We start from the raw sequence: 12,673 nt of genomic DNA, 5'->3' as shown, positions 1-12,673 counted from the left end.
CCCGGCTTTCTCCGCGGCTCTCCCGCCAGTAACAGGCGTTCGTCTGAAAGTCCGTCGCCGGCGGCCTATCCTGGCCGTCTGCCGGGCCCGGTTCAAGGGGGGTGCCCGGCCCTGAACGCAAGGGATCTCCATGTCTCGTACTGGCTCACTGGCCGCCGCTGCCACCATGGCGGCGCTGGCCGGGCTCATAGTCCTGCCCACGCCCGCGCACGCCGCCGGATCGGTTCATCTGTACAAGATCTACTACGACAGCCCCGGCTCGGACCGCGGCTCCAGGACCAGCCTCAACGCGGAGTACGTCCAGATCCGCAACACCACGAACGCAGCCGTCAGCCTGCGCGGCTGGACCCTGGTCGACGCGTCCCGGCACGTGTACACCTTCGGCGCGTACACCCTGGGCAAGGGCAAGACCGTGACGGTCCGCACCGGCAAGGGCACGAACACCGCCACCAACCTCTACCAGGGCCGCTCCTGGTACGTGTGGAACAACGACAGGGACACCGCGACGCTGAAGAAGTCCAACGGCGCCCGCGTCGACGCCTGCTCGTACAACTCCACCAGGTACGACTACGTCATGTGCTGACCTCGGCCAGGCCGACCCGGAGGCGCCTCAACACAGGGGCGCCTCCGTTGTCGCGGCCGGTCGGTCGGTCGAGAACCTCGTGAGGCCGGGCTACGGCGTCACGCACCGGCTCGCGTCGAGGACGCAGTCAAGGTCGAGGGCGATCGCCTCGCAGAGGCCCCCGCGCAACTGCCCGGCGGTGCGTCCGATGTAGGCGCGCAGTGCCCGCGCCAGGTGCGGCTCGTCGAAGTAGTCGAGGCCGGCGACGACGTCGGCGGCCGGGGTGCCGGTCGCCAGCATCTCCGCCGCGGTGCGGGCCCGCTCGATCTGCCGTACGGCGCCCTGCGTCAGGCCCGTCGCGGCACGGAACCGGCGCTCGACCGTACGGTCCGATACGGCCGACGGCCGGTGTCCGCGCAGCACTTCGGCGACCAGCGGGTCACGGACCACGATCCCGGCCCCGACGAGCCGTCCGACCAGTGCCTCGGCGTCGTCCGCACCGGCCATCTCGCACCGCACGCCGTCCAGTTGGAAGGTCCCGCGCCCGGTGACGGGCAGCTCGATCCCGCCGTCGACCAACGAGGACGTGGGCACGGCCCGCAACGACGTGCCCACGGCGAACTCGATGCCCGTGAAGACCGCCCCCTCCGGCACCGGCGACGTACCGGTCCGGGTCTCGGGACCGGTGACGCTCGCGTACCCCCGGCCGTCCCACTCCCAGAACACCAGGCCCCAGCGCACCCCCGCGACCGACGTCATCGTCGTGACCCGCTCGCTCGTGCAGGTCCACACCGTGTCGACCCACGGCGAATCGGATTGGCGTGCCTCGAAGCTCAGTTCCACGCGCGAAGGATACGCCGGGCCGCGGCCGAAGGGCCCCGAGCGGCTCCCTGGACGGCACGCCTCGGGGCCGACCCAGTCGTCAGTCGGCCGTACGCGCCAGGCTCCACAGTTCCAGGTAGGCGCGTTGGATGAACGCGCCGGTCAGGGTGGGGCTCGTGTTGGCCAGTGCGGCGAGCGCCACGCCCCTTTGCGGGCTGAACCCCGCGAAGGCGGTGAACCCGCGGGTGCCGCCCGAGTGGTGGTACAGGTCGTGGCCTGGCCTGGGCCGGACGTTCCAGATCAGGGCGATGCGCCGGCCCGTGCGCGGCAGGGCGATCCTGGGCGTGGCGACGTCGGCGAGTGCCGTGCGCAACGCATCGGGGACGGCGTCGGGCACGCTCGGGTCCAGGAGCGCGTCGAGCACCGTCAGCAGGTCGCGGGCGGTGGAGCGGCCCGCCCCCGCGGCGGGCAGCGCGGGGATCTGCCAGGCGGGGCGCGGTCTGCCGTGCCAGTAGCCGGTGGCCTGCGGCCGGTCGGTGGCGCAGCTGGTCCGGGTGAGGCCGAGCGGGTCCAGGACGCGGTCGGCGAGCAGCGGGGCGAAACCGGGGCCGGAACGGCCGCAGGCGGCGTGCGCGAGGAGCTCGCCGAGGAGGCCGACGCCGAAGTTCGAGTAGTGCACGCGGGTGCCCGGTGCCGTCCTGAGCCGGGTGCGGGCCAGGGCGTGGCGCAGGTCGGCGGGGGAGTAGTCGGCGTAAGGGTTGCTGAACCACGCGGGGGCTCCGCGACGCAGGAAACCGGGCGGAAGGCGGGGCAGGCCCGAGGTGTGGGTGGCCAGGTGCAGGAGGGTGAGGGTGCCGCCCGGCAGGTGGGGGGCGGCGCCCCGGGGCAGGAAGCGGGTGATCGGATCGTCGTAGGCGACCTCGCCGCGCGCCACCATCTCGGCCAGCAGCAGGGCCGTGAGGGTCTTGGTGAGGGAGCCGATCTCGAACCGCGTGTCGGGATCGGCCGGTGTGCGGCGGTGCCGGGTCGCGGCATCAGCGGCACCGGTGGTGAGCAGGACCCGCTCGGAGCCGCGCCGTACGGCCAGGGCGACCGCGCTCGCGCCGGGAGCGGCGCCGCGCAGGGCGGCCAGCGCGTCCGCCGCCCAGACGGGGTCGGCCGGGGCGCGGCCGTGTGCGGTGGACGGGAAACCGAGTGGGGTCACGCCGTCGCGCCGAGCGTCCGGGACACGGCCAGTGTGCCCGCGATGGCCGCGACCACGGCGGTGTGCTGGTGGTCGGCGAAGCGCCGGGCGGGATCGTCGGGCACGGGCGAGCCGTCGCGCGGCACCAGGCCGTCCGGCTGCTGGGCGCGGGCCAGCCGCGCCCAGTCGGTCGCGGTGCAGTACGGCTCGGGGAGGCAGCAACCTACGATCATCAGCTCGGCCACCAGGTCCCACTGCTCGATCTCGGCCCAGATGTCGATCCACACGGGAAGCCAGGTCGCGGTGTAGGCGGCGAGGTCGTCGGGCAGGCCGCCGGGCAGTGCGCCCCAGTCGGTGAGGTGGAAGACCGTGTGGGTGACGCAGTAGCCGGTCATCCAGTCGATGAGCCAGGGTTCGGGAGCGGCACCGAGCCAGGTGGCGCGGCCCAGTGCCTGCCAGTCGTAGGGCAGCGCGTCCTCTTCGAGGCCGACGACGCGGGCCGCGTTGGCGACGGCCAGCCGCCGGTTGGGCAGCACCTCGGCGCCGCGCACCGACCGCAGGGCGTTGGTGTGGGCGAGGAGCTTCTCCAGGGGGGCGTGGCGCAGCCCGACGCGGGCGAAGGGCGCGTACGTCTCCAGCGGGTCGGTCATCAGCGAGTACCGCAGCAACCGCTCGTAGAGCATGTCGCCGTCGCTGAGCTGGAGCCAGCAGAAGTCCATCAGCTCGCGGGCCTGCCGCAGCTCGGTGCTGCCCGCCACGGACTCCCGCAGGACGAGCGAGGCGGCGAGCGCGCTCTCGCCCAGCGGTTTGTACACGCTGTCGGGGTCGCCGAGGTCGGCGGTGGTGTCGGCGGGCAGGGCGCCGAGCTCCCGGTGGGCGTGGAGCCAGCCGAGCGCCCGGGTGCTCACCTCGTGCGCGGTACGCGTCACCGATGCCGTCATGCGTCCTCCAGGGCGAGCAGGCGCCGGGCGATCGCGACGTCGAGGCCCAGGCGCGGGCCGCCGCCGTGCAGCCGCAGGTGTTCGACCAGCGGTACGGGATCGAGGGGCAGGGGCACGCCGTCGGCTGCCAGCAGGGCGAGCCAGCGGGTGATGCGGGCGGCGGTGGGGAAGTCGCGGCGCAGGACCGCCCGGGTGGCGCCCCTGGCGAGGGCCAGCGGGGCGGAGCGGGCCGCGCCGTGGACGGGGCCGTCGAGTCCGGGCAGGGCGAGCGGGGAGAGCTGGCCCATCCGGACGGACCAGACCTGCCAGGGCGCGCCCGGCCCGTCGGCGGCCCGACCGCCCTCCGCGCCGCCTTCCGGTCCCGGTTCCGTGTCCACGAGGAGCGGGGCGACGGAGGGCCGGGGGGCCAGGGCGTCACCGGGGCCCGTACCGGAGAGGGGTTCCGCGCGGCCGCCCTCGGCGCTGCCGTTCTGCCCGGTCGGGCTTCCGGTGGCGAGGCCCTGAGGGTCTTCGGTGAAACGGGTGAGCATCGCTGCCGTCGCCCAGTCCCGCCACGCGGCGAGCCAGGGCTCGGCGGGGCCCGTCGGCGGGGGAGCGGGGGCGTGCGCGGGGGGCGGGAACACCGCGAAGGACTGCGCGACGGCTGCCGCGTCCGCCGGGTGGAACTCCGCTCCGGCCAGGACACAGGGGGCGAAGGCGTCCGCCCCGACGATGCGGATGGCAGCGAGGGCCGCCTGCGGATCATCCGTCTGTTCGGCATGGCCGGCGATCATGGCGGTGCCCCCGATGCCGCGCAGGGCATCGAGGGCACGGAGTGCCAGATCAGCCGCCGATCCCGCGTACGCGGCCTGCGACCGATCGGGGCTCACTTGTCCTTCGGCTCCTTCGGTTCCTTCGGCGAGATCAGCGCCAGCAGCAGCAGGAAGCCCGCGGCCTCCGGCGCGTACGTGGGAGCGTCGCTCAGAACCGCTTCGGGTTCCACCATGACGCTGCCGAGCAACGCGGTGTCCGTCGGAGCGGTGAGAAGCGGTGTGTGGTGAGCAAGCATCGGTGCCTCCTCATAGGAATGTCGTCACTGTGTCCAGTGACGGCCAGCCGTGAACCAGTTTAGGACAGTTCATCCCATATGTCTTTTGAGCGATGCGGAGCGCTCCGACCGGTGGGGGTAGCCCCAGGCTCGATACGGTGACGGGCCCCATCGATGCCATCGGCCTTCTCCAGCAGGCTTGTTGCCCAAGAGACAGGGCGTTCCGAGGGAGGCAGGGATGAAGCGAGCGCACCGGATGCTGGTGACGGTGACGACCGCGTTGGTGGTGCTCGCGGCGCCGACCGCCGCGCTTGCGGCGTCGGAGGAGCCGACGAAGCCGGCGAGGTCGCAGGGCGCGGGCCGTGCCGGGCTCCAGGAAGGGCTCGACGGCATCACCGCCGAGAGCGCGGTGGGCGCACTGATGGAGGTGCGTGACGAGGACGGCGTGTGGCGGGGTACGAGCGGTGTCGCCGAACTGGGCACGACGCGGGCGGTCTCGGCGCGCGACCGGTTCAGGGCGGGCAGCATCACGAAGACGTTCGTCGCGACCGTCGTGCTGCAACTCGTCGACGAGGGGCGGCTGTTGCTGGACGACACGGTCGAGAGGTGGCTGCCCGGCACCGTGCCGGGCGGCGACCGGATCACCGTACGGCAGCTGCTCAACCACACGAGCGGGGTGCCCGACTACCGTCGTACGCTGCCGATGCCGCCGACGCGGGAGTTCCTGGACAACCGGCTGCGCACCTGGTCCGCGGCCGAGCTGATCCGGCGGGCGGTGGCGGGCCCGCAGACGTCCGAACCGCGGGCATCCGGCTACGCGTACTCCAACACCGGCTACCTCCTGCTCGGTCAGATCATCGAGAAGGCGACCGGCCGGTCGTACGGCAAGGAGATCGAGCGCCGGATCATCCGCCCGTTGAAGCTGCGCGGCACCTCGTTGCCGGGAACGTCCCCGCGCATTCGAGGTCCGCACCCGCACGGCTACGTACCGATACAGCAGGGCGCCGAGAAGCGCCTCGTCGACCTCACCGTGATGAATCCTTCGGTGATGGGCGCGGGCGGCGAGATGGTCTCCACGACGAACGACCTCAACCGGTTCATGACCGCGCTGCTCGACGGGCGCCTCCTGCCGGGTCACCTGCTCGACGAGATGAAGACACCGGGTGTCACGGACGGGACGTACGGGCTGGGGCTGCGACGGCGGGGCACCTCGTGCGGGGTGCCGGTGTACGGCAACGACGGCGATGCCCTGGCGTACCAGTCCTGGTCGTTCTCCACGGAGGACGGCCGCAGGCAGGCCACGATCGCGCTCACGCCCGACTTCCGAGGCGACCCCGACGATGCCGTCGACGCCCTCCTGGACAAGGCGTTCTGCGACTGACGCGCATCCGGCGGAGGCGAGGGAAGGCCGAACCCGCTTTTCCCGCCTCCGCCGGTCACCACGGACAGCAGGACGCCGTACGCCGCAGGAGCGAGGCCCCGCGTCCCGCCCGGTCCCGTCGATGTGCGGGGCGACCGGCCTTCCCTCACACTCGGGATCGTCCCCCACGTTCCGGAGCGTGAGCGGCGAGGGTGCCCACCGAGCGCCGTCCGCTGGACGACCGGCGGCCCAGAAAGCGCGAGACACCATGGATCCGGTGACGGAGGCCCTCAACGAGTTCCACCGGCGCATCAGCGCGCTGAAGGACGGCGAAGTCGCCTCCTACATTCCCCAACTCGCCCAGGCCGACCCGGACGACTTCGGGATCTCCATCACCAGCATGGCCGGCCGCTCCTACCACGCGGGGAAGGCCGACACCCCGTTCACCATCCAGTCGGTGTCCAAGCCCTTCGTCTACGCCCTGGCCCTGACCGACCTGGGGCCCGAAGAGATGCTCGGGCACGTCGACGCCGAACCCAGCGGCGAGGCCTTCAACGCGATCAGTCTGGAGCCTGGCACGGGCCGACCGGCCAATCCGATGGTCAACGCCGGTGCCATCGCCACCACCGCGCTGGTCGCGGCGGCCGACCCCGAGGAGCGGGACGCCCGCATCCTGGAGTGGCTGTCGGCGTTCGCGGGCCGCCGCCTCGACTACGACGAGGAGGTGTACGCCTCCGAGGCCGCCACCGGTGACCGCAACCGGGCGCTGGCCTATCTGATGCGCTCGGCCGGATCGCTGGCGGGCGACCCCTACGCCGTGACCGGCAGCTACTTCCGCCAGTGCTCCGTACGGGTCACCGCCGCCGACCTGGCGGTCATGGCCGCGACCCTGGCCAAGGGGGGCCGCAACCCGGTCACCGGCGAGCGCGTCGTCGCCCAGGACGTCGCGGTGCGGACCCTGGCGGTCATGGCCACCTGCGGGATGTACGACGGTGCGGGGAAGTGGCTGCTCAACGTCGGCCTGCCCGCCAAGAGCGGCGTCGCGGGCGGGCTGATCGCGGCCAGCCCGGGGCGGTTCGGCGTCGCGGTCTACAGCCCGCCCCTGGACGCGGAAGGCAACTCGGTACGGGGCGTGGCCGCCCTCACCGAAATGTCCCAGCAGTTCGCACTGCACCTGATGAACACCCCCGTGCACCTGACGGCCACCGTCACCGACACCGTGCACGCGGCACGGTCCTCCCGCGCACGCGATGCCGAAAGGACCGCTGCCCTGGACGGCGACCGGCGGCTCATCGCCGTCGTCGGCGCCCAGGGCGACCTGGAGTTCACCGAGACCGAGCAACTCCTGAACGCGGTGGCACAGGCCGTCCCCGCCGCGCCCGGCGGGATGGTCCTTGACCTCACGGCGGTCACCGGTATCAGCCGCGGACCGGCCACGATGATCAACGCGGCCCTCAGGGACCTCGAACGACGGGGTCACCAGGTGGCCGTCGCGGTTCAAGAACCCCTCCTGGGCCGCGCCGAAGGCCACCCCGGCTTCTGGGCGGCCACCCGCGACGACGCGGTCGCCTGGTGCGAGGACCGCTTCCTGGCACAGGCGGCGTCACCGCCCTCACCCTGACCGCCTCCGGGGTGCCGGTCGGCACCGACCCTGCCCGGCCCTGCCCTGCCCGGTCCTGCGGGCCGTCAGGACGGAACCGCGGGGCAGCTGGTGCCCCGTGGCGGGACTGCCAGCCGGACGAGGTAGCCGTCCACCGCACCCTCCATGCACGGGCCGCTGGTGACACTGCCGTGCCCGTGTCCCTCGTAAGTGAGGAGTACGCCGCCGCGGCCGAGCTGCCGGGCCACCGAGACCGCCCACGGATGTCCGGTGGCCGGGTCGTGCAGCGCGTTGGACAGCAGGATCGGCGGCGCGCCGCGCACGTCCAGGCGGTGCTGCGGGTTGGCGGTCGGCGCGCCCAGACACGCCGCCACCATCTGGATCGGCAGCAGGTAGGGCAGATCGGGCGCGGTCGCTCCCATCGTGGCGACGAGCGACGCGTACTCCCGGTAGTCGCGCACCGGCAGGTGCCAGTCCGAGCAGAAGACCGGGACGGCCGAAGGCAGCGGGGCCGTCGTGGTGGGCGACGCCGACAGGGGCTCGCTCGCTTCCATCCCCGCGATCGCGGTGGCGAGCAAGGCGTAATCGGCCTGGTAGAACTTCCGGAACGCGACCTTGTTGACCAGGTCCGAAGAGGACAACGAGACCCCCGGCCGCGCCGGGTCCGCCAGCTCGCCGCGCCCGGCGCGGGCCAACAGGCCCTGCCAGACGTGGCGTACGTCGCGGCCGTGCAGCGCGCAGTCCGGTGCGACGCCGCACCACTTCACGAACTCCCGGAACGAATCCTGCGCCGAGGCCGCCTCGGCCCGCAGGAAGGCGCGCGTGGTGGCGACACTGTGGTCCATGACGCTCTCCAGCACCATCGCGCGCACACGCCCCGGATGGGTCTCGGCGTACTGCGCCCCGATCAGCGTGCCGTACGAGCTGCCGTGGAAGGTCAGTTTCGGCTCGCCGAGGGCGGCCCGAAGGGCGTCCAGGTCGCGGACCGTCTGAGCGGTGTCGAGGTGCTCGAACACCGGGCCGGTACGGGCCCGGCAGTCGGCACGGAGCCGCTCGTTGTACTTCAGGGTCGCTTCGAAGTCCGCCTGACTCCTCAGCCGCGGTGACGGCCGTTCGGCGAGCAGGTCGTCGGAGCAGACCACCGGATTGCTGCGGCCCACGCCGCGCGGGTCGAAGCTGACGACGTCGAACCTGCGGCGGACCTCGGGGCTGAACCGGCCGGCGCGGCGCACCACCGTCTCCACGCCCGAGTCGCCGGGCCCGCCGGGACCGAACACCATCGAACCGACGCGGGCGCCGGGTCCGGTGGCCTTCCGGCGGGCCACGGCCAGATCGAGCCTCGGCCCGTCCGGGTCGGCCCAGTCGACGGGCACGGAAAGAGAGGCGCACTCGGCTCCGGGCTTCGCCGGGTCGCCGCACGGCGCCCACCGTAAGTCCCCGCCCGCGGACGGCGATGCGTCGACCGCGGGGGCGGCGGCGAGAGCGGTGACGACGGCCGTTGCGGCCCCCACGGCCATGGCCGTACCCCGCGCGGCGAGGCGCCTCGGTGCGGATCTGCCCCTGAACAACATGGATCCTCCTGGTGACGAGAGCGGTCGTGTCAGGTGTGCGGACCGGCCGGGGGCACGGTTGTCACGCTAGAGGCTCCGTCGCCCCCGCGATGTCTCTGTCAGGGACTTCTCCGGGGCGGATCGGGGACCGTTCAGGGTAGTTGAGGGATGCTCGGGGCGGCGGCGCTGAGCAGTGCACATGCCCAGCTCGGAGCAGGGATCGGCGTCGGCCGCCGCACACACATGTCCACGGGCCGGGGGGCGGCGACGGCGTCTAGTATCTGCGCATGACAACGAGGCTCGTGCAGATCAACATGAAGGCCGAGGACGACTCCGCGCTCGGCGGGTTCTGGGCGCGGGCGCTGGGGTGGGGCGTCGACAGCGAGGGCCCCGGCGTCACCAACCTCGAACCCGTGGGTTTCTCCTACCCGGACCCCGTGGCCGTCTGCATCGACCTCGTCGCCAGTCCGGAACCCAAGGCGGTGAAGAACAGGGTGCACCTCGATCTCGCCACCACCTCGACCGCCCACCAGGCGGAACTGGTCGCGCGCCTGAAGGAACTCGGCGCGACGCCCGTCGACGTGGGCCAGGGCGACGTTCCCTGGACGGTTCTGGCCGACCCGGAGGGCAACGAGTTCTGCGTCCTGGAGCCCCGCCCGGTCTACCGGGACACCGGGCCGGTCGCCGCCGTCGTGGTCGACTGCGCCGACCCCCGGGAGATGGCCCGCTTCTGGGGCGAGGCGATGGACTGGACGACGCACGAGGTCACCGACGACTTCGCGACCATGCGCTCGGCCGAGGGGGTCGGCCCCTACCTGGAGTTCGTTCGCACTCCCGACACGAAGAGCGGGTGGAACCGGGTCCACCTGGACGTCGGCCCCTACGTCGGTGACGACCCGGCAGCGGAGGCGGACCGGCTGCGCGCCCTGGGCGCCACCGACCCCGGTATCGACCAGTCCGCGATCTCCTGGACGGTCCTGGCCGACCCTGAAGGCAACGAATTCTGCCTCCTCTCCCCTCGCTGACCCCGGGCCACGGTCCGCTCCTCAGCGCCCTGCCGCGTCGCGGAAGAGGGCGAAGTAGCTGCGGATCTTGAGCGTGGTGGGGTGGTCAGGGCCGAGAACGTGGTGCAACCTCTCCAGCAGATCGGTGAACGCCGCGGCGGCGAGGGCGGGATCCGCGGTGCGGGCCTGCCACCGGATGAGGTCGCCGCAGGTGAGCAGCGTCTTGGGGTGGTCAGCGCCCAGCACCCGTTTGCGGTCGGTCAGCAGGGCGGTGAGGGTGGCCACGGCTCCCGCCACGTCTCCGGCCTCGCCCTGGAAGTTGCCGAGGTTGCTGCGGGTGATGTGCGCGTGGTGGTGCTCGGGGCCGAGCACGCGCTCCATGTCGGGCAGCAGCCGGGTGAGCTCCTCGACGGCGCGGCAGGTGTCGCCGCTCGCCCTGCTCTGCCAGAAGGCGAGGTCGTGGCGGGTCAGGAGCGTAGTGGGGTGTTCCGCTCCGAGTTTTTCCGTGAGGCGGGGGAGCACCTCCGCGAGTGCGTTCGCCCCGGTGGCGAAATCACCGTTCCGGGCCTCGCAGTGGGCGAGGTCGCGTCGGGTCACGAGCGTGTCGGGGTGATCGGCTCCCAGTAGCCGTCGCTGGTCCGCCAGCAGGTCCGCGAAGGTCGTGACGCCACCGGCGGTGTCCCCGGCGTACCGCTGCCAGTGGCCGAGGCTGCTCCGGGTGCGCAAGGTGTCGGGGTGGTCGGGACCCAGCAACTGCCGCTGGTGCGCCAGCAGGTCGGCGAGTTCGGCCACCGCGTTTTGGGCCTCCCCCGATTCCCCGCGCCAAAGGGCGAGCACGCGGCGCGCGTCGAGTGTGTACGGATCGTCGGGGCCGAGGCGCGCTCGTGAGGTTTCCACGAGGCGGCCGATGTGGTGGCACGCGGCGGTCACCTGTCCGGTTCCGCCCAGGCTCTGGCCGATGCGGAGGAGCAGGGGGTGGGGGGTCGGCTGCCACAGGGCCTCCTCGGCGAGTTCCCGCAGTGCCTCCCCGTTGGCGCGGAGCGCTTGGGCGAGCGTGGTGTCGCGCTCGACCTCGGGCCACACGGACATCAGGGCGTCGGCGGCGGCCCGGCCGCAGGACTCGACCTGACCGGGCGGAAGGCTGTCGCGTACGGCGCGCTGGATGAGCTGGTGGACGCGCACGGCCCGGTAGGGGTTCTTGGACGTGTGGTGGACGAGGCTCAGCCGATGGAGGGTGCGTACCGCCTCGGCGGCTTCCTCCGCCGTGGCGGTTGCCGTTTCGCCGGGGTGCGCGCCGGACGACGTGGCGGCGGCGCGCCGGTCGGCGAGGTGGGCGAGGGCCGGGGGACTCGTCAGGACGTGGGCGGGTATCCCGTTGGGGTCCAGCACCGAGGCCAGTTGGAGCATCGGACCGGCCAGGTTCCGCGGACGCGTGCGGTCGGCCAGTTCCACGGAGAGCGACCAGGCGGCGGTCACCGCGACGGCCTGGTCGTCGGGCAGACCGGACGGTTCGGGCAACAGGGTGTGGAGGGTGGTGTTCCGGTCGGCCAGCCGGGCGCGGTAGCTCGCGCAGTCGAGGTCGGCGTCGACGAGGTAGGCGGCGGCCTGGGACAGGGCCAGCGGAAGGTGCCCCAAGTCCTCGGCGAGGGCCGCGAGTTCATCGGGCGCCTCCTGGCGGCCGTGGACAGCCAGGGTGTCGCTGAGGTAGGCGAGCGCTTGGGCTGGAGTGAACAATCCGACCTCCACGAGGCTGCGGTGGTGACCGGCCAGGGCGGCGTCCCGGCGGCGGGTGGTGACCAGCGTCCGGCCGCCGGGATTGCGCGGCGGCCACAGGCCCCGCAGATGGGCGGGATCGACGACGTCGTCCAGGACCACCAGCCACCGGCGGGCGTCGCCGTCCGCCGAGCGCGGCCTGGGATGGAGCCAGGCGAGGAACGCGGATGCCGCCCGGTCGGGTTCGGACAGCGGCCCGCCCAGCGTCTCGCTCGCCGCCTGGGCGTACGCCGCGATGACGGCCTCCCTGCTGGAAGCGGTGATCCACACCAGGAGGTCCACCTCGCCCGCCTGCCAGACCCGACGGGCGTGATGGGCGGCCAGTTGGGTCTTGCCGACCCCGCCGACCCCCGACAGGACCAGGCACTCGCCCGCTCCCTCGTCGCCGGACGCCGCGCGCAAGGCCTCGGCGAGTTCGGCGCGGGGCCGGAAGCAGTCGGCCTGGCGCGGAACGACACCCGTCTGGTGCGGCCACGCGACGAGCACCGGTTGCGCGCCCGTCAGCACGACCTGCGCGGCGAAGCCGATGGCCGCACTGCCCTGGCCGACGGCGGTCGGCGACGCCGCGTGCTGTTGGAAGCTTTCGATGCTCCCGGCCTGGACCACACCGCCCGACACGGCACTGCCCGACACCTCGTTGCGCACGGGCTCCGTACCCGACGAGGAGCCGGCAGCGCCCGCCCGCGCAGCGTCACTCTGATCGCTCACCGGCGCTCCTCGGTCGCCTGCCCGGCGACGTGTCCCGACAGCACGTCCCGACAACGTGCTCCGCGAAGCCCACGGTAGGGGGATCGCGTCCTCGGCAGGGCTTCCCGGGGGAAAGAGACGCGCGAGGGGTCCCCGATTCGGCC

At 73.0% G+C, this 12,673-nt stretch carries 11 protein-coding genes; 4 read left to right on the top strand and 7 right to left on the bottom strand.

Going from position 1 to position 12,673, the window contains the following annotated elements; all coding sequences use genetic code 11:
• Positions 1-130 precede the first annotated feature (130 nt).
• Positions 131-583: a lamin tail domain-containing protein gene (locus ACIBNE_RS23750; protein ID WP_399274629.1), complete on the top strand. Its 453-nt coding sequence runs from the start codon at positions 131-133 to the stop codon at positions 581-583.
• A 90-nt stretch (positions 584-673) separates the two neighbouring features.
• Here the strand turns inward: ACIBNE_RS23750 and ACIBNE_RS23745 are convergent, their stop codons facing one another.
• The 5 genes from ACIBNE_RS23745 to ACIBNE_RS23725 all read right to left on the bottom strand — a co-directional run bounded on the left by ACIBNE_RS23745 (position 674) and on the right by ACIBNE_RS23725 (position 4,556).
• Complete coding sequence (locus tag ACIBNE_RS23745; protein WP_399274627.1) at positions 674-1,405, bottom strand: helix-turn-helix domain-containing protein; 732 nt, start codon at positions 1,403-1,405, stop codon at positions 674-676.
• A 79-nt stretch (positions 1,406-1,484) separates the two neighbouring features.
• The gene (locus ACIBNE_RS23740) at positions 1,485-2,588 is read right to left on the bottom strand and encodes a serine hydrolase domain-containing protein (RefSeq protein ID WP_399274625.1); all 1,104 of its coding nucleotides are present in this window, start codon (positions 2,586-2,588) and stop codon (positions 1,485-1,487) included.
• Positions 2,585-3,508, bottom strand: a complete 924-nt coding sequence (locus ACIBNE_RS23735; RefSeq protein WP_399274623.1) for a DUF6895 family protein — start codon at positions 3,506-3,508, stop codon at positions 2,585-2,587. The genes ACIBNE_RS23740 and ACIBNE_RS23735 overlap by 4 nt, the downstream gene beginning before the upstream one ends.
• Entirely contained in the window at positions 3,505-4,377 is an 873-nt protein-coding gene (locus ACIBNE_RS23730) for a hypothetical protein (RefSeq protein WP_399274622.1), read from the bottom strand. The genes ACIBNE_RS23735 and ACIBNE_RS23730 overlap by 4 nt, the downstream gene beginning before the upstream one ends.
• The gene (locus tag ACIBNE_RS23725; protein ID WP_399274619.1) at positions 4,374-4,556 is read right to left on the bottom strand and encodes a hypothetical protein; all 183 of its coding nucleotides are present in this window, start codon (positions 4,554-4,556) and stop codon (positions 4,374-4,376) included. The genes ACIBNE_RS23730 and ACIBNE_RS23725 overlap by 4 nt, the downstream gene beginning before the upstream one ends.
• Before the next feature lie 217 nt (positions 4,557-4,773).
• On the opposite strand from ACIBNE_RS23725, the gene ACIBNE_RS23720 reads away from it, so the two are divergent.
• Entirely contained in the window at positions 4,774-5,916 is a 1,143-nt protein-coding gene (locus ACIBNE_RS23720; protein ID WP_399274618.1) for a serine hydrolase domain-containing protein, read from the top strand.
• 247 nt (positions 5,917-6,163) lie between these two features.
• Positions 6,164-7,516, top strand: coding sequence for a glutaminase A (glsA, locus tag ACIBNE_RS23715; protein WP_399274616.1), 1,353 nt, complete (start codon positions 6,164-6,166; stop codon positions 7,514-7,516).
• Positions 7,517-7,581: 65 nt separating this feature from the next.
• On the opposite strand, the gene ACIBNE_RS23710 is transcribed toward glsA, so the two are convergent.
• The gene (locus tag ACIBNE_RS23710; protein ID WP_399274614.1) at positions 7,582-9,066 is read right to left on the bottom strand and encodes an alpha/beta hydrolase; all 1,485 of its coding nucleotides are present in this window, start codon (positions 9,064-9,066) and stop codon (positions 7,582-7,584) included.
• Between the two features lie 266 nt (positions 9,067-9,332).
• Between ACIBNE_RS23710 and ACIBNE_RS23705 the strand changes: the two genes are divergently transcribed.
• Positions 9,333-10,070, top strand: a complete 738-nt coding sequence (locus ACIBNE_RS23705; RefSeq protein ID WP_399274612.1) for a VOC family protein — start codon at positions 9,333-9,335, stop codon at positions 10,068-10,070.
• A gap of 21 nt (positions 10,071-10,091) precedes the next feature.
• On the opposite strand, the gene ACIBNE_RS23700 is transcribed toward ACIBNE_RS23705, so the two are convergent.
• Positions 10,092-12,530 (bottom strand): tetratricopeptide repeat protein, encoded by a 2,439-nt coding sequence (locus ACIBNE_RS23700; protein WP_399274610.1) that lies wholly within the window; start codon positions 12,528-12,530, stop codon positions 10,092-10,094.
• Positions 12,531-12,673 lie beyond the last annotated feature (143 nt).

It is taken from the genome of Streptomyces sp. NPDC050504 (assembly GCF_044458065.1).
GTDB lineage: Bacteria > Actinomycetota > Actinomycetes > Streptomycetales > Streptomycetaceae > Streptomyces.
The sequence above is the reverse complement of the archived record's forward strand: the minus strand, read 5'-3'. Positions and strand labels throughout refer to the sequence as shown.

Coding starts and splice junctions, on each gene's coding strand:
- ACIBNE_RS23720 (WP_399274618.1), top strand. CDS start 4,774: ATGAAGCGAGCGCACCGGATGCTGGTGACGGTGACGACCGCGTTGGTG.
- ACIBNE_RS23735 (WP_399274623.1), bottom strand. CDS start 3,508: ATGACGGCATCGGTGACGCGTACCGCGCACGAGGTGAGCACCCGGGCG.
- ACIBNE_RS23710 (WP_399274614.1), bottom strand. CDS start 9,066: ATGTTGTTCAGGGGCAGATCCGCACCGAGGCGCCTCGCCGCGCGGGGT.
- ACIBNE_RS23750 (WP_399274629.1), top strand. CDS start 131: ATGTCTCGTACTGGCTCACTGGCCGCCGCTGCCACCATGGCGGCGCTG.
- glsA (WP_399274616.1), top strand. CDS start 6,164: ATGGATCCGGTGACGGAGGCCCTCAACGAGTTCCACCGGCGCATCAGC.
- ACIBNE_RS23725 (WP_399274619.1), bottom strand. CDS start 4,556: ATGCTTGCTCACCACACACCGCTTCTCACCGCTCCGACGGACACCGCG.
- ACIBNE_RS23705 (WP_399274612.1), top strand. CDS start 9,333: ATGACAACGAGGCTCGTGCAGATCAACATGAAGGCCGAGGACGACTCC.